This is a genomic window from Klebsiella sp. D5A (genome assembly GCF_001620885.1).
GTDB classification, from domain to species: Bacteria; Pseudomonadota; Gammaproteobacteria; order Enterobacterales; family Enterobacteriaceae; genus Klebsiella; species Klebsiella variicola.
Genome location: NZ_LOAR01000007.1, coordinates 119764 through 142230 on the forward strand (window position 1 = coordinate 119764; position 22467 = coordinate 142230).

Annotated in this window: 27 protein-coding genes; 8 read left to right on the forward strand and 19 right to left on the reverse strand. The window is 57.1% G+C overall.

All coding sequences use genetic code 11. The annotated features are described in order from the left end of the window. Positions 1–213: 213 nt before the first annotated feature. Positions 214–834: an FKBP-type peptidyl-prolyl cis-trans isomerase gene (gene fklB, locus AS136_RS11825; RefSeq protein WP_063266792.1), complete on the reverse strand. Its 621-nt coding sequence runs from the start codon at positions 832–834 to the stop codon at positions 214–216. Between the two features lie 218 nt (positions 835–1052). Here fklB and AS136_RS11830 point away from each other — a divergent pair, with 218 nt between their 5' ends. After that, entirely contained in the window at positions 1053–1730 is a 678-nt protein-coding gene (locus AS136_RS11830; RefSeq protein WP_016160154.1) for a LysM-like peptidoglycan-binding domain-containing protein, read from the forward strand. Positions 1731–1838: 108 nt separating this feature from the next. On the opposite strand, the gene rplI is transcribed toward AS136_RS11830, so the two are convergent. Genes rplI through rpsF form a run of 4 tightly spaced genes read right to left on the reverse strand, consistent with a single transcriptional unit; the run spans position 1839 to position 3277 of the window. Further along, entirely contained in the window at positions 1839–2288 is a 450-nt protein-coding gene (gene rplI, locus AS136_RS11835; RefSeq protein ID WP_008807173.1) for a 50S ribosomal protein L9, read from the reverse strand. A gap of 41 nt (positions 2289–2329) precedes the next feature. Continuing rightward, positions 2330–2557: a 30S ribosomal protein S18 gene (gene rpsR, locus AS136_RS11840; RefSeq protein WP_000135199.1), complete on the reverse strand. Its 228-nt coding sequence runs from the start codon at positions 2555–2557 to the stop codon at positions 2330–2332. A 4-nt stretch (positions 2558–2561) separates the two neighbouring features. Then, positions 2562–2876 (reverse strand): primosomal replication protein N, encoded by a 315-nt coding sequence (gene priB / locus AS136_RS11845; RefSeq protein WP_002885722.1) that lies wholly within the window; start codon positions 2874–2876, stop codon positions 2562–2564. A 5-nt stretch (positions 2877–2881) separates the two neighbouring features. Beyond that, positions 2882–3277 carry a 30S ribosomal protein S6 gene (gene rpsF / locus AS136_RS11850; protein ID WP_008807174.1) on the reverse strand — a complete coding sequence of 132 codons (396 nt, stop codon included), beginning with the start codon at positions 3275–3277 and terminating at the stop codon, positions 2882–2884. 341 nt (positions 3278–3618) lie between these two features. Here rpsF and AS136_RS11855 point away from each other — a divergent pair, with 341 nt between their 5' ends. Together AS136_RS11855 and AS136_RS11860 are read left to right on the forward strand one after the other, a co-directional pair. Then, on the forward strand, positions 3619–3894 hold the full coding sequence (locus AS136_RS11855) for a YdgH/BhsA/McbA family protein (protein ID WP_002885689.1): 276 nt from the start codon (positions 3619–3621) through the stop codon (positions 3892–3894). A 149-nt stretch (positions 3895–4043) separates the two neighbouring features. Then, on the forward strand, positions 4044–5237 hold the full coding sequence (locus tag AS136_RS11860) for an MFS transporter (protein ID WP_008807176.1): 1194 nt from the start codon (positions 4044–4046) through the stop codon (positions 5235–5237). A gap of 64 nt (positions 5238–5301) precedes the next feature. On the opposite strand, the gene AS136_RS11865 is transcribed toward AS136_RS11860, so the two are convergent. From AS136_RS11865 to ulaA, 6 genes are read right to left on the reverse strand one after another with little or no spacing between them, the layout of a single operon-like run. Further along, on the reverse strand, positions 5302–5988 hold the full coding sequence (locus tag AS136_RS11865) for an L-ribulose-5-phosphate 4-epimerase (protein WP_063266793.1): 687 nt from the start codon (positions 5986–5988) through the stop codon (positions 5302–5304). Next, the gene (locus AS136_RS11870) at positions 5988–6842 is read right to left on the reverse strand and encodes an L-ribulose-5-phosphate 3-epimerase (RefSeq protein WP_008807178.1); all 855 of its coding nucleotides are present in this window, start codon (positions 6840–6842) and stop codon (positions 5988–5990) included. Before AS136_RS11870 ends, AS136_RS11865 begins: the two co-directional genes overlap by 1 nt. A 9-nt stretch (positions 6843–6851) precedes the next feature. Beyond that, positions 6852–7502 (reverse strand): 3-keto-L-gulonate-6-phosphate decarboxylase UlaD, encoded by a 651-nt coding sequence (gene ulaD / locus AS136_RS11875; RefSeq protein WP_008807179.1) that lies wholly within the window; start codon positions 7500–7502, stop codon positions 6852–6854. A gap of 13 nt (positions 7503–7515) precedes the next feature. Beyond that, the gene (gene ulaC / locus AS136_RS11880) at positions 7516–7983 is read right to left on the reverse strand and encodes a PTS ascorbate transporter subunit IIA (protein WP_023323509.1); all 468 of its coding nucleotides are present in this window, start codon (positions 7981–7983) and stop codon (positions 7516–7518) included. A 9-nt stretch (positions 7984–7992) separates the two neighbouring features. Beyond that, positions 7993–8298 (reverse strand): PTS ascorbate transporter subunit IIB, encoded by a 306-nt coding sequence (gene ulaB / locus AS136_RS11885; protein ID WP_023291723.1) that lies wholly within the window; start codon positions 8296–8298, stop codon positions 7993–7995. A 12-nt stretch (positions 8299–8310) separates the two neighbouring features. Continuing rightward, positions 8311–9711, reverse strand: a complete 1401-nt coding sequence (gene ulaA / locus AS136_RS11890; protein WP_012543107.1) for a PTS ascorbate transporter subunit IIC — start codon at positions 9709–9711, stop codon at positions 8311–8313. A 366-nt stretch (positions 9712–10077) separates the two neighbouring features. Here ulaA and ulaG point away from each other — a divergent pair, with 366 nt between their 5' ends. Then, entirely contained in the window at positions 10078–11142 is a 1065-nt protein-coding gene (ulaG, locus tag AS136_RS11895; protein ID WP_008807182.1) for an L-ascorbate 6-phosphate lactonase, read from the forward strand. Between the two features lie 107 nt (positions 11143–11249). Further along, positions 11250–12005 (forward strand): HTH-type transcriptional regulator UlaR, encoded by a 756-nt coding sequence (gene ulaR, locus AS136_RS11900; protein WP_008807183.1) that lies wholly within the window; start codon positions 11250–11252, stop codon positions 12003–12005. Here ulaR and yjfP read toward each other — a convergent pair. Further along, entirely contained in the window at positions 12002–12718 is a 717-nt protein-coding gene (gene yjfP, locus AS136_RS11905; RefSeq protein WP_023323508.1) for an esterase, read from the reverse strand. The genes ulaR and yjfP overlap by 4 nt on opposite strands. Before the next feature lie 209 nt (positions 12719–12927). Here yjfP and bsmA point away from each other — a divergent pair, with 209 nt between their 5' ends. Together bsmA and yjfN are read left to right on the forward strand one after the other, a co-directional pair. Next, positions 12928–13236 carry a biofilm peroxide resistance protein BsmA gene (bsmA, locus tag AS136_RS11910; RefSeq protein ID WP_023323507.1) on the forward strand — a complete coding sequence of 103 codons (309 nt, stop codon included), beginning with the start codon at positions 12928–12930 and terminating at the stop codon, positions 13234–13236. Between the two features lie 137 nt (positions 13237–13373). Continuing rightward, entirely contained in the window at positions 13374–13649 is a 276-nt protein-coding gene (gene yjfN, locus AS136_RS11915) for a DUF1471 family protease activator YjfN (protein ID WP_008807186.1), read from the forward strand. Here yjfN and AS136_RS11920 read toward each other — a convergent pair. From AS136_RS11920 to AS136_RS11945, 6 genes are all read right to left on the reverse strand, one after another. Continuing rightward, positions 13640–15277, reverse strand: coding sequence for an isovaleryl-CoA dehydrogenase (locus AS136_RS11920; protein WP_023323506.1), 1638 nt, complete (start codon positions 15275–15277; stop codon positions 13640–13642). The two genes, yjfN and AS136_RS11920, sit on opposite strands and share 10 nt — an antisense overlap. Before the next feature lie 125 nt (positions 15278–15402). Beyond that, complete coding sequence (gene rlmB / locus AS136_RS11925; RefSeq protein ID WP_023323505.1) at positions 15403–16134, reverse strand: 23S rRNA (guanosine(2251)-2'-O)-methyltransferase RlmB; 732 nt, start codon at positions 16132–16134, stop codon at positions 15403–15405. 82 nt (positions 16135–16216) lie between these two features. Further along, positions 16217–18655 carry a ribonuclease R gene (gene rnr, locus AS136_RS11930; protein WP_023323504.1) on the reverse strand — a complete coding sequence of 813 codons (2439 nt, stop codon included), beginning with the start codon at positions 18653–18655 and terminating at the stop codon, positions 16217–16219. Positions 18656–18691: 36 nt separating this feature from the next. Further along, positions 18692–19117, reverse strand: a complete 426-nt coding sequence (gene nsrR, locus AS136_RS11935) for a nitric oxide-sensing transcriptional repressor NsrR (protein WP_002885667.1) — start codon at positions 19115–19117, stop codon at positions 18692–18694. A gap of 150 nt (positions 19118–19267) precedes the next feature. Further along, entirely contained in the window at positions 19268–20566 is a 1299-nt protein-coding gene (locus tag AS136_RS11940) for an adenylosuccinate synthase (protein ID WP_008807190.1), read from the reverse strand. Positions 20567–20668: 102 nt separating this feature from the next. Beyond that, on the reverse strand, positions 20669–20866 hold the full coding sequence (locus AS136_RS11945; protein ID WP_002885664.1) for a DUF2065 domain-containing protein: 198 nt from the start codon (positions 20864–20866) through the stop codon (positions 20669–20671). 223 nt (positions 20867–21089) lie between these two features. Between AS136_RS11945 and AS136_RS11950 the strand changes: the two genes are divergently transcribed. Next, positions 21090–21380 carry a hypothetical protein gene (locus AS136_RS11950; RefSeq protein WP_008807192.1) on the forward strand — a complete coding sequence of 97 codons (291 nt, stop codon included), beginning with the start codon at positions 21090–21092 and terminating at the stop codon, positions 21378–21380. A gap of 82 nt (positions 21381–21462) precedes the next feature. Here the strand turns inward: AS136_RS11950 and hflC are convergent, their stop codons facing one another. Next, positions 21463–22467, reverse strand: coding sequence for a protease modulator HflC (gene hflC / locus AS136_RS11955; protein ID WP_002885662.1), 1005 nt, complete (start codon positions 22465–22467; stop codon positions 21463–21465).

A 22467-nucleotide genomic window follows, 5' to 3' on the forward strand; every position in this document is an offset into this window, starting at 1 on the left:
TAAGAATCGGAGGGATGAATACTATGATTTAGATATAATGTTAATTTTATGTTTAAAGTGAGTGTTATATCACTCATCCACCGCGAAATAGCTCACAAAAATACACCCATACGCGATGAATGCAAAACATAATTCTAATTAATTTTTAACTTAAGGATTTTACGCTATTTTTGCGGCTTCCCCCACCTCAGGGGAAGAGGAAGCCTTTGCTGTTTAGATAATATCCAGCAGTTCAACTTCGAAGATCAGGGTGCTGAACGGAGGAATCGACGCGCCAGCGCCGCGTTCGCCGTAGGCCAGGTTATGCGGGATCGTCAGTTCCCATTTAGAACCGACCGGCATCAGGGTCAGCGCTTCAATCCAGCCGCCGATCACGCCGGTCACCGGGAATTCAGCTGGCTCACCACGGGCGACGGAGCTGTCGAAGACGGTGCCGTCGATCAGTTTGCCGGTGTAGTGCACGCGTACGCGGTCGGTACGTGCCGGGATCGGGCCTTCGCCGTGGGTCAGTACGCGGAACTGCAGACCAGATTCGGTGCTATTCACACCCTCTTTCTCGCGGTTTTCATCGAGGTATTTCTGGCCGTCGGCGGCCATAGCCTGGAAACGTTCGCGGCGTACGGCGTCAGCACGCTCGTGGATTTCACGCAGCGCACGGTGAACGGCTTCTACCGGCACCTGCGGCTGGTTACCTTCCAGCGCATCAGCGATACCCGCCACCAGCGCTTCCGGCAGCAGCCCCTGCAGGCCGGATTCGCTCAGCTGTTGTCCAACCTGCAAGCCGATACCGTAACTTGCCTGCGCTTCGATAGTGTCAAAAGTTGGGGTTGCCATCTTTGTTCCTTTTTGGGTGATAAACATCAAGAGAAAAGCGTGCGAAAGCATAACAGCCATAGCGAAATGGGTAAAACTTTGTCGGCGGATGATGACAAATCTCAGCGAAACAGAAACAATAGGCGGCAGCAGGTTAACTTTACTTTGTTCCGGTCATCAGGACGTTAGCCATCTATACTCATATGCAGGATAAAAATATGCGGAGCAGGAGGAAAGCCATGCCCGGGCGCTTTGAACTGACATCTACCCTGGCGAAGATCTGGCACGCCCCGGATCATTTTCGCCTCCTGGACCCGCTGCCCCCGATGCACCGCCGGGGTATCATCGCAGGCTTCCTGTTGGTCATTATCGGTATCCTTCTTCCTTCCGACGATAGCCAAAGCCCGGCGACAAACAGCCGCGAAGCGAACCTGAATCTTCAGTCGCAGTCCCAGCCGCAAGCTGGCGGCAATCAGGCCGTTCCGCTCCCGCCGATCACCAATACGCCGACCGTGAGCGATGCCGATCAGATGGCGCCCGTCGCCCCGGAGCCGATACAGGACGAGCAGCCAGATCAGGCGCAGACGCAGACGCAACAGCCAGCTTCCCAACCGTATCAATCCTCGCAGCAGCAGTCCGCCCCGGGCATTGAGCAGCAGTGGCGGACCTATCGCATCGAGTCAGGTAAAACCCTGGCCCAGCTGTTCCGCGATCATGGGCTGCCGGCCACCGACGTTTACGCGATGGCGCAGGTTGAAGGCGCTGGCAAACCATTAAGCACGTTGCAGAGTGGACAGACGGTGCAAATTCGGCAGAACGCCAACGGTGTAGTCACCGGCCTCACTATCGATACCGGCAACGGCCAGCAGGTGCTGTTTACCCGCCAGTCGAACGGCAGCTTTGTGCGTGCGCGATAGCGGAGAAGACGACAGCAAGCGTTACGCCGCCGCAAAATGAAAGGCGCTAAAAAGCAAAACGCCGGCACAAGGCCGGCGATTTGTTGTTACCAGAACGTCAGAGGCCGATTACTCAGCAACCACGTTGATGATAACTTTAGCGAATACTTCGCTGTGAACCTGGAAGTCCACTTCGTGCTCGCCAACGTTACGCAGAACGCCGTTCGGCAGGCGAACTTCGCTCTTAGCAACTTTAACGCCTGCTGCAGTAACAGCGTCAGCGATGTCGCGAGTACCGATGGAACCGAACAGTTTACCTTCGTCGCCAGCTTTGGACGCGATGGTTACGGATTCCAGGGCGTTGATCTGCGCAGCACGAGCTTCAGCAGCTGACAGAACGTCAGCCAGTTTGGCTTCCAGTTCAGCGCGACGTGCTTCGAAGAATTCAACGTTTTTCTTGGTAGCAGGAACAGCTTTACCCTGCGGGACCAGGAAGTTACGAGCGTAGCCCGCTTTAACGTTAACCTGATCACCCAGGCTACCCAGGTTTGCTACTTTATCAAGCAGAATAACTTGCATTACCTTATCCTCTCAAAGTCGTATTAATGGACCGTGACCGATTACTGATGACGATCAGTGTACGGCAGCAGGGACAGGTAGCGAGCGCGTTTGATAGCGCGAGCCAGCTGACGCTGGTATTTTGCACGGGTACCGGTGATACGGCTCGGGACAATCTTACCGCTTTCGGTGATGTAGTTTTTCAGCGTAGCGATATCTTTATAGTCGATCTCTTGAACGCCTTCCGCGGTGAAACGGCAGAACTTGCGACGACGGAAATAACGTGCCATATGGCTAGTCTCCAGAATCTATCAATTCAATCTGCTCGGCATGCAGAACCATTTTGCTCAAGCCGTTCTTTGCCTTATGGCAAGAGATGAACCCTCGAACGGTTACTGCGCTACCGACCGTTATACTGTGAGTAATGGCCTGGTTTTCGTGACCGCTAATAATAACGGGCATTTGACACCATGCCTGCCGGTGAAAACCGGCTTCCTCCTGCACTGAACGATGCTCAAGCACGAACTGGCAGTGAGGAATTCCTGACGGGCTGACCTTACGAAGTGGAGTCCTGCAAATAATGCCGGACAGCTCCAGACGGTTGGTCATCAGGATTACTCTTCAGAATCCCCAGCTTCAGAATCATCTGCGGTTTCGTTGGCGAAATCTTCGCGACGCTCACGGCGCTCGTCTTTCGCTTTAACCATCGGAGATGCTTCGGTAACAGCGTGCTTAGTACGCATTACCATGCTGCGGATAACGGCGTCGTTGAAGCGGAAGTTAGTTTCCAGCTCATCGATCGCTTCCTGCGGCGCTTCAACGTTCAGCAGAACGTAGTGAGCTTTGTGCAGTTTGTTGATCGGATAAGCCAGCTGACGGCGGCCCCAGTCTTCCAGACGGTGGATCGTACCTGCTGCTGCAGTGATTGCACCAGTGTAACGTTCGATCATGCCCGGAACCTGTTCGCTCTGGTCAGGATGGACCATAAAAACGATTTCGTAATGACGCATCGAATTGCTCCTTACGGATTATTCAGCCTCCTGTCTGGGTCAGCCGCGGCCCATGGAGGCAAGGAACGTGTTAAAGGGCGGCTGAAAAATTGACGCGTCATTCTAATGGCGCCCCCCCAGGAACACAAGCGGATTTGCACAAATAATTCGCACTAAGCGCCAAGTGGCGCTAAGTGGGTGATTTAAAATTAACCAATAAAGGAAGCTGCATTTTTTTGAACGACTGCATCAGAAAAGGTCGCCATGCGACGAACGCGCAGCGATTACACTTATATCAGAGCCAAACGACCACAGGAGAGCCCCCGAGTCAGCGTCAGGACTGTCAGTCAGGAGCGTAGTATATGAAACTGAAAATCATCGCCATGATGGCTGCGCTTTTCTTCAGCGCCAACGCGCTGGCAGCTATCCAAATCACCGAACGTCAGGCCCGCAACATGGACGACGTGCAGAGCCTCGGCGTTATCTATATCAATCATAACATGGCCACTGAGCACGAGGCCGAGCAGGCCCTTAGCCAGATGAGCGATGCGCAGGGGGCGAAATACTTTCAGCCTATCCTGATGCACGAACCCGAAACCAACGGCCCGCTTCGCGCCAGCGCGGTGATATACCGCTAACGCCTGCCCGATTCTTCGCCTCTCCTTGCGAGGGGCGAAGCGAGGCCTGCGCCTAAATGCAATTGAGAATTATTTTACAAACCGACTTATCAGCGCCATCGCAACCTGATTTAATCAGCCACTCGCCATTTGATAATCAGGAGTGATTGATGGTTCCGCGTTTCGCCACCTTAGGCCGTATCCCCAAAGGCGTTTGGGTACTCGGCGGCGTCAGCCTGCTGATGGATGTCTCCTCCGAGATGATCCACAGCCTCTTACCGTTGTTTATGGCCACCACCCTCGGCGCCAGCGTGATAATTATCGGTCTTATCGAGGGACTGGCGGAAGCCACCGCCCTGATCCTGAAAGTCTTCTCCGGCGTTATCAGCGACTATGTCGGCAAGCGCAAAGGACTGGCGCTGCTGGGATACGGCCTGGGCGCGCTCAGTAAGCCGCTGTTTGCCATCGCCCCCACCGCCGGAGTGGTGTTTAGCGCCCGCATGATTGACCGCGTAGGGAAAGGTATTCGCGGCGCGCCGCGCGATGCGCTGGTTGCCGACGTCACCCCGCCGGAGATCCGCGGCGCCGCCTACGGGCTTCGCCAGGCGCTGGATACCGTCGGCGCCTTTCTCGGCCCGCTGCTGGCGGTGCTGCTGATGTTTATCTGGGCCAACGATTTTCACGCTATTTTCTGGGTGGCGGTCATTCCCGCCGTGCTCTCCATTCTCCTGCTCGGGTTTGGCCTGCAGGAGCCAAAATCCGCCATCGCACACAAACGCAGCAATCCGCTGAAGCGCGAAAACCTGAAAAAGCTCTCCGCCGCCTACTGGTGGGTAGTCGCCATCGGCAGCATCTTCACCCTCGCCCGCTTCAGCGAAGCCTTTCTGGTGCTGCGCGCCCAGCAGATGGAGATCCCGCTGTTTACCATCCCGCTGGTGATGGTGGCGATGAACCTGGTCTACAGCCTCACGGCTTACCCGTTCGGTAAACTCTCAGACAGCATGAGCCACAGCAAACTGCTGCAGTGGGGACTGCTGGTGCTGATCCTCGCCGATATCGTGCTGGCGCTCAGCGGCCACTGGAGTACGCTACTGCTCGGCGTCGCACTGTGGGGGATTCATATGGGAATGACCCAGGGCCTGCTGGCAGCGATGGTTGCGCATACCGCGCCGCCGGAACTACGCGGTACGGCATTCGGCATGTTCAACCTGATGAGCGGCCTGGCGCTGCTGCTGGCCAGTACCGGCGCAGGGGTACTGTGGGAAACCTTCGGCGCCGCCTCGACGTTTTACGCCGGCGCGATAATTTGTATGGTCACGCTCATCGGCATGCGCGTGATGCCGTCGGCCTATCGTCAGGGCTAAAAAAACGGCTCCGGGGCCAGACCAGTTGCTTCACCGTGAGGGTGAAAGCCCCGGAGCACGCTGTTTACTTCTGCCCATAGTAGGCGTTTGGCCCGTGTTTACGCAGAAAATGTTTTTTCATCAGCCAGCTGTCGATGGGCTGCAGCTGCGGATTAATGCCGCGGGCAATCCACGCCATGCGCGCCACTTCTTCCATCACCACCGCGTTGTGTACCGCCTCGTGGGCGTCTTTGCCCCAGGCAAACGGCCCGTGCTGATAGACGACGATCCCAGGCGTATGCAGCGGATTCGACGCGCCCAGCGTTTCGATAATCACCTGCCCGGTGTTCAGCTCGTAAGCCTCGTCCACCTCCTGTGCGCTAAGCGCCCGGGTACAGGGGATATCACCGAAGAAGTAGTCCGCATGGGTGGTGCCAAGCGCCGGGATCGCCAGCCCCGCCTGCGCCCAGGCGGTGGCATGCGTCGAGTGGGTATGCACCACTCCGCCAAGGTCGGGATAACGACGATAGAGCGCCAGATGGGTGGCGGTATCAGAGGAGGGGCGATACAGCCCTTCCACCACGTTGCCCTCAAGATCCACGACAACCATATCGTCCGCCTTCATGGTCTCATAGGCGACGCCGCTGGGCTTGATCGCCACCAGCCCGCGCTGCCGGTCAATGGCGCTGACATTGCCCCAGGTGAAGGTCACCAGACCGTAGCGCGGCAGATCCATATTGGCCTCGAACACCTGCTGTTTCAGTTGTTGCATTACGCCGCCTCCATCAGGCCCGCGCGGGCCATCCGCGCCTTCACCCAGTCACGTGCCTTCGCCACCTCCGCCAGCGGATCAGCGCTTGTTTCGCTCCACATCTCAATCAGATACGGTCCGCAGTAGCCGGTCTGCTTGAGCGTTTCGAAGCAGCGTTCAAAATCGACCACCCCTTCGCCAAACGGCACGTTTTTAAAGACGCCAGGTTTCGTGTCTTTGACGTGTACCGCCACGATATGCCCGCTCCCCGCCTTCAGTTCCATCTGGACGTCGTTATCCCACGCTGACAGATTGCCGATATCAGGGTAAAGCTGGAACCACGGATTATTCAGGTAATGGGCGTAGCCTAAGGCCTTACTGATCGAGTTCATCAGCGGGTAATCCATGATCTCCATCGCCAGCGTGACCTGGGCACGGCTGGCCATTTCGACGCTCTGTTTCAGGCCGTCGCGAAAGCGGCGGCGCGTCTCATCGTTCGCCTGCTGGTAATAGACGTCGTAGCCTGCCAGCTGGATCACCCGGATCCCCACATCCTGCGCCAGCTGGATGGCTTTACGCATAATTTCCAGCCCCTGATGACGCACCGCGTCGTCTTCACTACCCAGCGGAAAACGGCGATGGGCGCTAAGGCACATCGATGGTACCCGGACGCCGGTGTCAGCCACCGCCTTGACCAGCGCCAGACGCTGCTCGGGGCTCCAGTCCAGTCGCGCAAGGCGCACGTCCGTTTCATCGAGAGACATTTCCACAAAATCAAAGCCCAGCGCCTTCGCCAGCTGCAGCCGCTCCAGCCAGCACTCCCCGGCGGGGAGCGCTTTTTCATAGATGCCGAGCGGAATGGATTTCGCCAACATAACCGCTCCTTAACCCCACAGCTGGGCGATAGAGCGTTTAAACTGGCGCGCCGCTTCCACCGGCGAGGCGGCATCGCGGATGCTGCGCCCGGCAATAAAGACGTGAATAGGGATACCCGCGAACAGCGGCAGGTCTTCCAGCGCCAGACCGCCGGTGACAGTCACTTTGAAGCCCATATCGGACAAACGTTTAATCGCGCTGATATCCGCCTCGCTCCACGCCACGCCTGCCGCCTGTGCGTCGCGGCTGCGGTGATAGACCACCTGCTGAATACCCGCCTCGCGCCATGCCTGCGCCTGTTCCCAGGTCCAGAAGCCGGTCAGCTCAATTTGCACATCGCCGTTAAATTCTTTGGCGACGTCCAGCGCCCCTTTGGCGGTATTGATATCGGCACAGCAGATCACCGTGACCCAGTCGGCGTTGGCTTCAAAGCACATCCGCGACAGGATCTTGCCGGCGTCGGCAATTTTGGCGTCCGCCAGCACGATTTTATGCGGATACAGCGCCTTCAGATCGCGCACCGCACGCACCCCTTCGCCGACGCAAAGAATAGTACCGACTTCAATGATATCCACCTCTTCGGCGATCAGGCGGGTCGTTTCATAGGCACTGGCCAGCGTTTGGTTGTCCAGAGCGACCTGTAACATAGGTAATGACATGATGGTGTTCCTTTTAAACAGCCGCCGCGGTGGCGTTTTTGATTAAATCCAGCACTTCCTGCTCGCTACGGCAGGCGCGTAAACGGTCGAAATTGGCTTCATCGTCAAACAGGTTAACGATCTGCATGATGCCCACCTCCTGGTGAGTGGTGGCATCAACCGCCGCCATGGTGATCAGAATGTCGACCGGGTCGTTATCTTCGTGGTTGAAAACCAGCGGTTTTTTTAGCGTCACCAGCGCAAAGCCGGTTTTCCTGACGCCCTCTTCCGGCCGCCCGTGCGGCATCGCCAGCCCGGGGGCAATCACAAAATAGGGGCCGTGCTCGGCCACGCCGTCGAGAATGGCCTGGTAATAGCGCGGTTCCACGACGTCGGCGGCCACCAGCAGGTCGACGCCGATTTTTACCGCCTCCTGCCAGGTTTCCGCTTCCGCCTGCAGGCGAATGGAGTGGTTCTGCGCCAGCGATTCATGAAGTTTCATGGCCGCTCCTTATTTCACGTCCTGCGGGAAGTGAGTTTTAATCACCTCCAGCAGTTTTGGGCCGAAATCTGCCGGCGACAGCATATTGCGTACGCCCACCACGTGTTTATTGCCGGAGACGGTAATCTCCCCCGCGATATGGGTTGAAGCGATGATGATATCCGCGCCGTTCAGTTCGCTTTTGTATTCACCTACCGCGCAGCTGTTTACCGTGTGGTCGATGTTGGATTGCGTCAGGAACTGATCCACCTTCATTTTCATGATCATGGAACTGCCTTGCCCGTTGCCACACACAGCCAGAATACGTACGGTCATAATCAGAACTCCTTATTGGGCAGAGGCCTCTGCCAGTTGTTTTTCCGCGTCTTCCTCGGCACGCAGCGCGCGGCCGGCGAAGAACATATAAGCCAGTGCAATCAGGATGATGACGGCCATAAACGCCAGCCCGATGGAGGCGAAGCCCTGCATCATCGGCGGCGCCAGAATCGACCAGTCCGCCATCCCCATCCAGGCGCTCATACCGGTGAGCTTCACCGCCCATACGCAGCCGAAAATTTCAACCATGCCCATCACCAGGCAGATCTTGAGCGCCGCACGCCAGCCGCCGAAATGGTTGGCAAAAACGCCAATCGTCGCGTTGGAGAAGAACATCGGGATAAAGCCTGGAATAATCAGAATTGAAGAGCCGATGCCGACCAGAATGCCGACGGCAATCAGCTGGCCGATGGTGCCCCACATAAAGCCCCACACCACCGCATTCGGCGCAAAGCTGTAGATCGCGGCGCAGTCAATCGCCAGCACCGCGCCGGGGATCAGGCGTTGCGAGATGCCGTTGAAGGCTTCGGACAGTTCGGCGACGAACATCCGCACGCCCTGGGTAATGATGAAAATGGCCACCGCGAAGGAGAAACCGGTCTGCAGGATATAGACCGTCCAGTGGGTTTTGCCCGCCATCGCCTGCACCACATCAATACCGAAGGAAAGCAGGATCGCGCCAAAGAAAATGGTCATCACAATCGCGGTAGAGACGATGTTGTCGTGGAAGATATTCAGCCAGCCGGGCAGCTTGAGGTCTTCGACGCTCTCCTCTTTTTTCCCCAGATACGGCGCCACTTTGTAAGCAATCCACGAGGCAAACTGCTGCTGGTGACCGATGGAAAAACCGCAGCCGTCGGTGACCAGTTGGGTAGGCTTGAACATCATGTTGGAGGTGATCCCCCAGTACAGAGAGACCAGTACCGCGGTGCAGATAATGGTCGTCCACATCCCGTAACCAAAGATGAAGAACGAGACCGCAATCAGCCCCGCCTGCTGAAACATGATATGGCCAGTCAGCATGATGGTGCGGATACCGGTAATGCGGCGCAGCAGGACGTAACAGATGTTCAGCGCCAGTGCCAGGAGCACCGCATACCCTACCCAGCTGTAGGCCTCGCCCATCCGGTCGATGGTCGCCATCATCGAGGCGTAAGTATCGGAAATCGCGCCATTGATGCCATAGACCTCTGACATTTTCGCCACCACCGGCTTAAAGGTGCTGGTGAGGATGCCGGAACCGGCTTGTAACAGCATGAAACCAATGATGGTTTTGATCGTACCTTTGATAATCACGCTGACGCTTTTACGCAACAGGATATAGCCAAGGCAGGTCACGATACCCAGCAGCAGCGGGGCATTGGTCATGACCTGATTAAAGAAGACGGTAAAGATGTTGTAGAGGATCTCCATAACACACTCCAGAAGAGGAAGGCTTTGAACGCGCATGTCGCTCAGCAGTTGTCGTCGCCCTCACTCTAATAATCAAAAATAATCACAACAAGATTGAATTTGATTAAATGTGACGTACGCCGCAATAATCCTCACTTTCAATCTGGTCATTACCAATTATGTACGTAGACACATAAATAAACATTTTTAAATCATATAGATAAAACAACACCTAACGTCAATTTGAGCGGATAGAGCCCGGAAATTATGCGCGACGCCTCGCAAAAATGCAGGAAAACAAGATTGCAATCTTGAAAACACAGTGACAACATAAATCAAAACCAATCAAATACTGATTACTTTTGAAAATGCATGAGGAAGACCGCGATGAGTAAAGTCCAAACCATCACCCGAGAATCATGGATCCTGAACACCTTTCCGGAATGGGGTAGCTGGCTGAATGAAGAGATTGAACAAGAGCAGGTTGCGCCAGGCACCTTCGCCATGTGGTGGCTGGGCTGTACCGGCATCTGGTTAAAATCCGAGGGAGGGGCTAACGTCTGCGTCGATTTCTGGTGCGGCACCGGTAAACAGAGCCACGGCAATCCGCTGATGAAAACCGGCCATCAAATGCAGCGGATGGCGGGGGTGAAGAAACTGCAGCCGAACCTGCGCACCACGCCGTTCGTGCTCGATCCGTTCGCCATTCGCCAGATTGACGCCGTACTGGCGACCCATGATCATAACGATCATATTGACGTCAACGTCGCCGCCGCCGTGATGCAGAACTGCCCGGCCGATGTGCCCTTTATTGGGCCGAAAACCTGTGTCGACCTGTGGATCGGCTGGGGCGTACCGAAAGCGCGCTGTATCGTCATGAAGCCCGGTGATGTGGTGAAGATCAAAGACATTGAGATCCACGCGCTCGACGCGTTCGATCGCACAGCGCTGATCACCCTCCCGGCGGATCAAAAAGCCGCCGGCGTGCTGCCGGACGGCATGGACCAGCGCGCAGTCAACTATCTGTTTAAAACGCCGGGCGGCAATCTCTACCACAGCGGCGATTCCCACTACTCCAACTACTACGCGAAGCACGGCAACGAGCATCAAATTGACGTCGCCCTCGGCTCGTATGGCGAGAACCCGCGCGGCATCACCGACAAAATGACCAGCGCCGATATCCTGCGTATGGCGGAGTCGCTCAACGCCAAAGTGGTGATCCCGTTCCACCATGATATCTGGTCAAACTTTCAGGCCGATCCGCAGGAGATCCGCGTCCTGTGGGAGATGAAAAAGGATCGTCTGAAGTACGGCTTCAAGCCGTTTATCTGGCAGGTCGGCGGCAAATTTACCTGGCCGCTGGATAAAGACAATTTCGAATATCACTACCCGCGCGGCTTCGATGACTGCTTCACCATTGAGCCGGACCTGCCGTTCAAATCCTTCCTGTAAGCCGCCTCCGGCAGGCACTGCCTGCCGGAAATACCCCGTCTCAGGGTTAGTATTTTCACATGATTTCAAATATCATCTTTGCCGTTCACTTTTAATCGGATTCGCTCATGACGGAAGCGCAAAGGCACCAAATTCTGCTGGATCTGCTCGCCCAAACGGGGTTTGTTACCGTAGAGCAGGTGATGTCGCGGCTCGGGATCTCACCCGCAACCGCCCGACGTGATATCAACAAGCTGGATGAAAGCGGCAAACTGAAAAAGGTTCGCAATGGCGCGGAAGCCATTAGTGAGCAGCGCCCCCGCTGGACGCCGATGAATATCCATCAGGCGCAAAACCTGGATGAAAAAGTGCGTATCGCACGCGCCGCTTCGCAGCTGATCGCGCCGGGGGAAAGTATCGTCATTAACTGCGGCTCCACCGCCTTTCTGCTGGGGCGGGAACTGTGCGGTAAACCGGTGCAGATCATCACCAACTATCTGCCGCTGGCTAATTACCTGATCGACCAGGAGCACGACAGCGTGATTATCATGGGTGGACAGTACAACCGTAGCCACGCCATCACGCTCAGCCCCCACGGTAGCGAAAACAGCCTGTATGCCGGACACTGGATGTTCACCAGCGGCAAAGGACTCACCGCCGAAGGGCTCTACAAAACCGATATGCTGACCGCCATGGCCGAGCAGAAAATGCTCAACGTGGTCGGCAAACTGGCGGTGCTGGTCGACAGCAGCAAGGTCGGCGAGCGCGCCGGGATGTTATTCAGCCAGGCCGGGCAAATTGACGTGGTGATCACCGGGAAACAAGCTGATGCCGCAATCCTCAAACAGCTTGAGGATCAGGGCGTCAGCGTGATCCGCGTTTAAAGATGCTGGCGGAAAAAGGCGACCGTCGCGGCCAGCGCCTCTGGCGTAATGCGATGGCGGACGCCCTTTTGCCAGACGCAGGTCAGCCTGGCGGTAAGATCGCCTTGCCGCAGCGCCTGCTCAAGACGGAAGGTCTCTTCCGGCGGCACCACATCGTCAGCGTCCCCATGCCAGAGCAACAGCGGCCGCCGGGCAAGGGACGCCAGCTGATGGCTGACATCCCATTCGCGGAGACTGTCAGCATCAAAGCCAGGCGAGGGAAACAGGGTTTGCGACAGCGAACGAAAATAGCCCGACCCCATCAGACAAGCGACGCAGTTCAGTTCGGGATGGTGCGTCATGATGCCCAGCGCCGTCATCCCTCCCATCGAGGCGCCAGCCACCGCCAGCCGCTCTCCCTCCAGCCATCCCTCGGCGATAATCGCCTCGCGCAGCGCGGGAAACTCCCTGAAATTCTGCTGCAGGATCGGCCAGAAGCGCTGCATCCGCCCGGCCTCGTCGCCCTGATAACGCACCCCATGCTCCGGCGCATCCGGCATGATCACCCGGAAGCCTGCCTCGGCCAACGCCACCGCAAAGTAGCTGTAGACCAGCTTCGACGAAGTAAAGCCATGATAAAAAACGATACAGGGCAAGGGTTTATTCAGACTCTCCTGCGGGCAGGCATGCAAAATTTCACCGCCGCCGAGGTTGCGCATTTCTAGTGCAATCATTTATCGTCTCCCTTCTCTATCGTGGTAAGGCGTCATGGGAAAATTCATTCACCGGGCAACCCAGTTTGCTACGATTCATAATGTTGAGAACCCGGTTACGCTTTCACAACATTTTCATTCGAAAATCGCGTCAGAGATAACAGTTCGGGAACATTCCCCGGCAATCCTGTTAAGGCTACCACTACACTATCACTATCAGGAAACGAGATATGGTTATGCGCAGGTTTTCACCGTGGTTACTGGCTATCGTCCTCAGCGGGTGTAGTGCCCTGCAGGGAACGCCGGAAGCCCCGCCGCCCGCCACCGACCATCCGCAGGAGATCCAGCGTAACCAGACGGCTGGCCTGCAGAAAATGGCCACGGTGAGTGTGCTGATGTACGGTTCGCCGATGGATGTCGAAGCGGCGCTGCAGGCCAAAGCAGAAGCGGCCAAAGCCGATTACTACGTCATCATCATGATCGATGACACCATGGTACCCGGCCAGTGGTATTCGCAGGCGATCCTCTATCGTCGATGACGAGGCGGCGTCTTTAAATCTGCTTTACACAGCTTTGCGTCCATTCACGTTCTCCTGTGCATAATAACGTTCGGCCAGCCACCTGGCAGGACGTTAGCAACGGACTGCCCTTGGGACTACGTGAAATGGAGCTGACGATGAAACGATCTTTTACCCTACCCAGCCTGCTGTTTACCGCTGCGACGGCCAATACGTCCGCGCAGTCAGCCGAATTCGCCAGCGCGGATTGCGTCACTGGCCTGAATGAAATCGGTCTGATCTCCGTCACTAATCTTTCCGGCAGCCAACAGGATGTGGAGCACGCCATTGCCCGCAAAGCGGACGAGCAAGGCGCCTCCTGGTATCGCATTATTCAGATGTACGAAGAACAACAGCCGGACAGCTGGCGCGTTCAGGCCATTCTCTACGCCTGAGGCGCCTGGCGCCCGCGCCCCATGGCCCGCAGCAGCAGGTCGTCGAGGGTCGGCGCATCAAGACGCATGCCGCCGCGGGTGTCGAGCATCATCCGACACCAGGCTTCAGCCAGCGGCGGCGAAGCGTGGCGCAGCATCTGCGCCCCCGCGCCAAGACGATAGACCAGCCGGGCAATCTCTCTCCCCTGCTCTTCGGCGGGCCGTCTCAGCAGTTGCTGCAGTTGACGCCACGCGCGGTCGAGATGGCGATTCTGTCCTTTCACCTCCGCGCACTCTGCCGCCAGCAGCTCCATCGCCGCCGGCTGCTTGCTGAGCACCCGCATGACATCGAGACACATAATGTTGCCGGAACCTTCCCAGATGCTGTTGACCGGCATCTCACGGTAGAGGCGCGGGAGTTCGCTCTCCTCGCAATAGCCGATGCCGCCCAGTACTTCCATCGCCTCGGCGACAAACGGGATACCGGCCTTGCAGATGGCAAACTTGGCCGCAGGCGTAAACAGGCGCGCCCATGCGCTTTCCCGGGTATCCTCCCGACGGTCCCAGGCGCGCGCCAGACGAAACAGAAACGCAGTTTGCCCCTCCAGACGCAGCGCCATTTGCCCCAGCAACTGGCGCATCATCGGCTGATCGGCCAGGTTTTTGCCAAACGCCTGACGCTGTAGCGCGTGATACAGTGCCACCGAGAAGGCGCGACGCATCAGAGCATGGCTGCCCAGCGCGCAGTCAAAGCGGGTCAGGCCGCCCATCCTGAGGATCTGCCGCACGCCGTCGCCCTCTTCGCCCACCAGCCAGCCGCAGGCATCATAAAACTCCACTTCACTGCTGGCGTTGGAGCGGTTGCCAAGCTTCTCTTTTAAGCGTTCAAGACGCACGCCGTTGCGCTGCCCGTCGGGCAGCAGACGCGGCACAAAGAAGCACGACAGTCCCGCGGGGGCCTGGGCCAGCACCAGGTGGGCATCGCTCTGCGGCACTGAGAAGAACCACTTGTGTCCCACCAGCCGGTAAAACCCTTCCGCCGTTTTCTCCGCGCGGGTGGTATTGCTCAGCACATCGGAGCCCCCTTGCTTCTCGGTCATCCCCATGCCGATCAGCAGGCCGCGCTTCTGGCCGCCAGGCGCGAGGTGGGGATCGTAACGATCGCTAAGCAGTGGCGACAGCCAGTCGCGAAAGGGCGCGGGCAGGGCGTGCTGCAGCAGGGGCGTCGCGGCAAAGGTCATGGTAATCGGGCACAACGTCCCGGCCTCCACCTGGGCATGGAGCAGAAAGCGGGCGGCTCGCGCCACAAAAGCGCCTTCGCGGGCATCCTCCTGCCAGGCGAGGTTATGCACCCGGTTCGCGCACAGCCCCTGCATCAGCAGGTGCCAGGCGGGATGAAAGCGCACGTCGTCCAGCCGGGCGCCGGTGGCGTCATAGCGCAGCAGCTCCGGTGGGTTACTGTTGGCCAGGCGTCCCAGCTCCAGCGATTCGGCGGTCCCCAGCTGCTGGCCTATGCTGGCGAGCAAATCGCCATCCCAGCCAGCGCCTTCGCGAGCCACCGCTTCTCGCAGGGCGGTATCGGACAGGAAAAGATTGCTGTTATTCAGCGGAGTCGGTTGATTAAAAACGGTGTGCGTTTGCCAGTGCATCGTGTCTCCCTCCATCAATGGCGATAGCCATAAGTATGGTTTTCCAGGGGGATTCTCGCCCGCGAAAGCGGTCACAAAAAAGCCATCCCGGAGGATGGCTTTTTTGGATTCGTCGACGGTTCAGCTTAGCTGCGCTGGCGCACCGCTTCAAACAGGCAGATGCCGGTGGCCACCGAGACGTTCAGCGAGGAGACGCTACCCGCCATCGGGATGCTGATCAGCTCATCGCAGTGCTCGCGGGTCAGACGACGCATACCTTCACCTTCAGCGCCCATCACCAGCGCCATTGGGCCGGTCATTTTGCTCTGGAACAGCGTATGGTCGGCTTCGCCAGCGGTCCCGACGATCCAGACGTTCTCTTCCTGCAGCAGACGCATGGTACGCGCCAGGTTGGTCACGCGGATCAGCGGGACGTTCTCCGCCGCGCCGCAGGCCACTTTCTTCGCCGTCGCATTCAGCTGAGCGGAACGATCTTTTGGCACGATCACCGCATGCACACCAGCGGCATCAGCGCTACGCAGGCAGGCGCCGAGGTTGTGCGGATCGGTTACGCCGTCGAGGATCAGCAGGAACGGCTGATCGTGCTGCGCCAGCAGATCCGGCAGATCGTTCTCCTGATACTGACGTCCTGGCTTCACGCGGGCAATGATCCCCTGATGCACCGCGCCTTCGCTCTTCTCATCGAGGAACTGGCGGTTGGCCACCTGAATCACCACGCCCTGCGCTTCCAGGGCATGGATCAGCGGCAGCAGGCGCTTATCCTCACGGCCTTTCAGAATATAAACTTCCTGAAAACGCTCAGGTGCGCGTTCCAGCAGTGCCTGCACCGCATGGATGCCGTAAATCATTTCACTCATTGATGTACTCGTTTTAGGTTCTGTTATCCGTCCCCTTCACCCCGTTCTGCGCCAGCAGACTTCTGGAGTGAAGGGACGTCAATCACTCGGCGATTTTCTTCTTTGCCGCGCGCTTGGCTTTGGTCGCGGCGGCGATTTTCTGTGTTTTCGCCGACGGTTTTTTCGCTTTCTTCTCGCCTTTGGGCTTCGCTTTAGCCTGGTCTTTTTCTCTGCGGAACGCGCTATCCGGCTCGAAGTTCACCTGTTTACCCACCTGGCGGCGACGGCCACCCGGTTTGCCAGAGGTGCTCTTTTTCGCTTTCTCACGGGCGGTTTTGCCAACATTACGCGGCGCACGCTCGCTGGAAATCAGGCTGAAATCAATCTTACGCTCATCCATGTTGACGGCTTCCACGCGGACTTCCACGCGGTCGCCCAGACGATAAGTCTGGCCGCCGGACTCGCCGATCAGCCGCTGGCCAACCTGGTCAAAACGGTAATAGTCGTTATCCAGGGAGGAGACATGCACCAGACCATCGATAAACAGATCGTTCAGGCGGACAAAGAAGCCAAAGCCGGTCACGCTGGCGATGACACCGGAGAAGGTGTTGCCCACCTGATCCTGCATGAAGTCGCACTTCAGCCAGTCGGACACTTCACGCGTCGCTTCGTCGGCGCGGCGCTCGGTCATCGAACAGTGCTGGCCCAGCTGGAGCATCTCTTCCATGCTGTAGTGCCAGCCGCCGGTCTCGGTGCTATTCCCTTTATGTCCCTGCTCTTTTGCCAGCAGATACTTGATGGCGCGGTGGAGCGACAGATCCGGGTAGCGGCGAATCGGCGAGGTGAAGTGGGCGTATGACTGCAGTGCCAGGCCAAAGTGGCCACGGTTTTCCGGATCGTAGACCGCCTGCTTCATGGAGCGCAGGAGCATCGTTTGCAGCATTTCGGCATCCGGACGATCGGCAATGGAGGTCAACAGTTCGGCGTAATCGCGCGGCTCCGGTTTGTTGCCGCCCGGCAGCTCCAGTCCCAGCTCAGCCAGCACGGTACGGAACGAGGTAATCGCTTCGGTGCTTGGCTTATCGTGGATACGGAACAGTGCCGGCTCCTGCGCTTTCTCAACGAAACGCGCGGCGGAGATGTTCGCCAGGATCATACACTCTTCAATCAGCTTATGCGCATCGTTACGCTGAGTCTGTTCGATACGCTCAATACGGCGTTCGGCATTGAAGATGAATTTAGCTTCTTCACTTTCAAATGAGATACCGCCGCGCTCTTCGCGGGCGCTCTCCAGCACTTTGTAGAGGTTATGCAGCTCTTCAATATGCTTCACCAGCGGCGCGTAGTGTTCGCGCAGCTCCTGATCGCCCTGCAGCATATGCCACACTTTGGTGTAGGTCAGGCGAGCATGTGAACTCATCACCGCTTCATAGAACTTAAAGCCGGTCAGGCGGCCTTTTGACGAAATCGTCATCTCGCACACCATACACAGGCGATCGACCTGCGGGTTCAGCGAGCACAGGCCATTCGACAGCACTTCCGGCAGCATCGGTACCACCTGCGACGGGAAGTAGACCGACGTCCCGCGGCTACGCGCTTCGCCGTCCAGCGGCGTACCAGGGCGCACATAGTAGCTCACGTCGGCGATAGCCACCCACAGACGCCAGCCGCCGCCGCGTTTCTTCTCGCAGTACACCGCGTCATCGAAGTCGCGGGCATCTTCGCCATCAATAGTGACCAGCGGCAGAGAGCGCAGATCGACGCGTCCGGCTTTCGCCTCTTCCGGCACCTGCTCTTTGAGGCCGGAAACCTGTTTTTCCACCGCCGGCGGCCAGACGTAAGGAATTTCATGGGTACGCAGCGCCATATCGACGGCCATGCCGGTGCCCATGTTGTCGCCCAGCACTTCGACGATTTTCCCGACCGCTTTGGTGCGGCGGGTTGGGCGCTGGGTCAGTTCGACCACCACCACGTAGCCCATCCGCGCGCCCATAATATCTTCAGGCGGGATCAGGATATCGAAGCTCAGGCGACTGTCGTCCGGGACGACGAAGCCGACGCCAGCGTCGGTGAAGTAGCGGCCAACAATCTGGCTGGTTTTCGGTACCAGCACACGAACGATGCGCGCCTCGCGGCGGCCCTTACGGTCCGCACCCAGTGGCTGGGCCAGCACCTGGTCACCGTGAATACAGGTTTTCATCTGCTCTGACGACAGATACAGATCGTCCTTGCGCCCTTCAACGCGCAGGAATCCATAGCCATCACGGTGGCCAATAACGGTACCTTTGAGGAGATCAAGACGCTCCGGCAGCGCATAGCACTGGCGGCGTGTGAAGACCAGCTGACCGTCGCGCTCCATCGCGCGCAGGCGGCGGCGCAGCGCTTCTATTTGTTCTTCGCCCTCAATATTCAACTCGATGGCCAGCTCATCGCGGCTGGCAGGCTTTTCCCGTTTGGTTAAATGTTCGAGGATAAATTCCCGGCTCGGGATGGGATTCGCGTACTTCTCAGCTTCGCGTTCCTGGAATGGATCTTGTGACATATCGGTTCCTCCGTTGTCATCTCCGGCAGAGTGGCGTCACTCCACCAGTAATAATTTATAAAGCGGTTGATTCTTCTCAACCAAATCAGCCAGCGTATAGTTATCCAGCTCCTTGAGAAAACTCTGCGCGGCTTCAGCTAGCGCCTGTTTCAGACGACAGGCTGGTGTAATGTGGCAAAATTCGCTGCTGCAGTTGACCAGCGATAAGGGTTCAAGGTCGCGCACCACGTCGCCCACGCGGATCTGCCCTGCTGGTTTACCGAGGCGAATGCCCCCATTCTTCCCCCGCACGGCAGTCACGTAGCCCATGCGGCTTAACTGATTGATTATTTTAACCATATGATTACGGGAGACGCCATAGACCTCGGTCACTTCCGAGATGCTGGTCATGCGTCCTTCCGGCAGCGACGCCATATAAATCAGCGCGCGTAATCCGTAATCGGTGAAACTCGTTAACTGCACATAAACCTCAGGGAAAAGAAAACAGGGTATGTCGAGCGACATCATTATTATTGATGATAAACCAGCCAGCGCTCAGGCCGCTAATTTATTTGAAATGGGGCGGGCGAACAGCAAAAACAAGGGCGCCCGAACGGCGCCCCTTGAGAGTGATTACGCGTCGAACGGGTCGCGCAGAATCATGGTCTCGGTACGGTCTGGACCAGTAGAGATGATATCCACCGGCACGCCGGTCAGCTCTTCAATACGAGCGATGTAGTTCAGCGCTGCCTGCGGCAGACCGCTGCGCTCTTTCACGCCAAAGGTGGTTTCGGACCAGCCCGGCATGGTTTCGTAGATAGGCTCGATACCTTCCCAGTTGTCGGCAGCCAGCGGAGTGGTGGTCACTTCACGGCCGTCCGGCATACGGTAGCCGACGCAGATTTTCACTTCTTTCAGGCCGTCGAGGACGTCCAGTTTAGTCAGGCAGAAGCCAGACAGGGAGTTAATCTGCACCGCGCGGCGTACTGCAACCGCGTCCAGCCAGCCGGTACGACGACGACGACCGGTGGTGGCGCCGAATTCGTTACCCTGCTTGCAGAGGAACTCGCCAGTTTCATCAAACAGCTCGGTCGGGAACGGACCCGCGCCTACGCGAGTCGAGTAAGCTTTGATGATACCCAGTACGTAATCCACATAACGCGGACCCAGGCCGGAGCCGGTTGCCACGCCACCCGCGGTGGTGTTAGAGGAAGTCACGTACGGATAGGTACCGTGGTCGATATCCAGCAGGGTACCCTGCGCGCCTTCGAACATCACGAAGTCGCCGCGCTTACGCGCCTGATCCAGCAGATCGGAAACATCAACGACCATGCCGGTGAGGATGTCGGCAATCGCCATGACATCGTCCAGCACTTTCTGGTAGTCAACCGCTTCTGCTTTGTAGAAGTTCACCAACTGGAAGTTGTGATATTCCATCACTTCTTTCAGTTTGTCAGCGAAGGTGGCTTTATCAAACAGGTCGCCAACGCGCAGACCGCGACGAGCAACTTTATCTTCGTAAGCCGGGCCGATACCGCGACCGGTCGTACCGATAGCTTTCGCACCGCGTGCTTTCTCACGTGCGACGTCCAGCGCCACGTGATAGTCGAGGATAAGCGGGCAGGCTTCGGACAGCAGCAGACGCTCACGAACAGGGATACCACGGTCTTCCAGACCTTTCATCTCTTTCATCAGCGCAGCCGGAGACAGCACAACACCGTTACCGATGATGCTGATTACATTCTCACGGAGAATACCTGATGGAATAAGATGGAGGACGGTTTTTTCACCGTTGATTACGAGAGTATGGCCTGCGTTATGGCCACCCTGGTAGCGCACAACATATTTAGCCCGTTCTGTCAGGAGATCGACGATCTTCCCTTTACCTTCGTCACCCCATTGGGTGCCCAGTACGACGACGTTGTTACCCATTTTTCAAAATCACCGTTTGCTTAAAAATGGATTCTACCATCGCTTTTTCAGAGTTACAGCACTTTTTGCATCCAAAATAAGGCAAATCCGACCACTTTTTGATCAGCCAATCGATTTCCTCAACATGTAGTAGATCACAATCCCTGCAACCACAAGTCCGCCGCCAAAGCGGCGCAATAAATTATCCGGTAACTGGCTCAGGCTGGCGACCATTTTGCGCCAGGCGCGAGGATAGAGCAGCGGGCCGAGCCCTTCGAGTACTAAAACCAGCGCCAGCGCCAGCCAAATGGTGGAGTTCATTATCAACCCTAATTGAAAAGTATTATCGTCGCCCTCGCGGGCGTCATCGGCCAGCATGGTGAATTCATTCACTCATTTCACATTGTCCCGTATTTCATCTTCATTATGAACTGGCAAGGTGAAACAAAATTCACAACTAATTGTATTGCTGCATATTTTTTAAATTGTAACTATGCCGTCGCGTACTACAACCCGGTACGTCTACATAATCAGGAAGATTATCATGAGAGAATTAACCGCGTTTGAAATCGAAAATGTGAGCGGCGCAGGCTGGTTACAGGATGGCCTGGCTTCCTTAGGCAGCAAGGTCGGCGCCGCCGCATGGACGATGGGTACCGATGCCCTGAGCATCAACCTGCCGCTGATTGGCACCCTCAATCTGGCCGACCTGGCGCCAGACCTGGGCAAAACCCTGGGCGAAAGCGTTGGGTCGACTATCGGTGGCACCATCGAAAGTGCGCTGGCGAGCCTGCCGGTGATCGGTGGCCTGCTGAACAAACTGCTCGGCAACTAATTCACGCCCCCGCAGTATGAAAAAAGGCGCCTGAAACAGGCGCCTTTTCGCGTTAGCACTTCAGGCTTACACCCTCTGCGGCTTATTTACGCGCCGAATCCGGTGAACGCATATAGCGGAAGAAATCACTGTCCGGGCTCAGGACCATCACATCCTGGTTGCTCTGGAAGCTCTTCTCATAGGCACGCAGGCTACGGATAAAGGAGTAGAAGCCTGGATCCTGGCTGAACGCGTCGGCAAACAGTTTTGCCGATTCCGCATCACCTTCACCACGCAGGATACGACCCTGGCGCTCGGCTTCCGCCAGCGTCTTGGTGACTTCATAGTCTGCGGTCGCGCGCAGTTTCTCAGCTTCTTCCTGACCCTGTGAACGGTGGCGACGAGCAACCGCTTCACGCTCCGCGCGCATACGGTTATAAATCGCTTCCGACACTTCTGCCGGCAGGTTGATCTGTTTGATACGCACGTCGACAACTTCGATACCCAGCGCCGCCATACTGTTCGGGTTGATCACCTGCACTTTGCCGTTGGTTTCCGCTTCCACCCGCTCAGCGGCTTTGGCGATAGCGTCATCAGCCGCCGGGGTGCTGACCTCGTCTTCCGTGCCAGCAGAACCCGAGTTCAGCGCATCGCGCACTTCCAGCGTCAGGCGGCCACGGGAGTCGGTGACGATGTCTTTCACATCCAGACGACCAATTTCAGAACGCAGACGGTCAGAGAATTTACGCTTCAGCAGCACCTCGGCCTGGGAGACGTCGCCGCCGCCGGTTGCCAGGTAGTAACGGCTGAAGTCACTGATGCGCCACTTGATATAGGAGTCGACGATCAGGTCTTTTTTCTCTTTGGTCACAAAACGGTCAGCCTGGTTATCCATGGTCTGGATACGCGCATCCAGCATCTTCACCGATTCGATAAACGGGATCTTGAAGTGCAGGCCCGGCGCATACACCAGCGGCTTGTTTTCGTCGTCGCGCAGAACTTTACCGAAACGCAGCGTAATCCCGCGCTCGCCTTCCTTTACGACAAAGACTGACATGTAGAGCACTACCAGCACGATGACAATGATCGCGATAACAGATTTACGCAT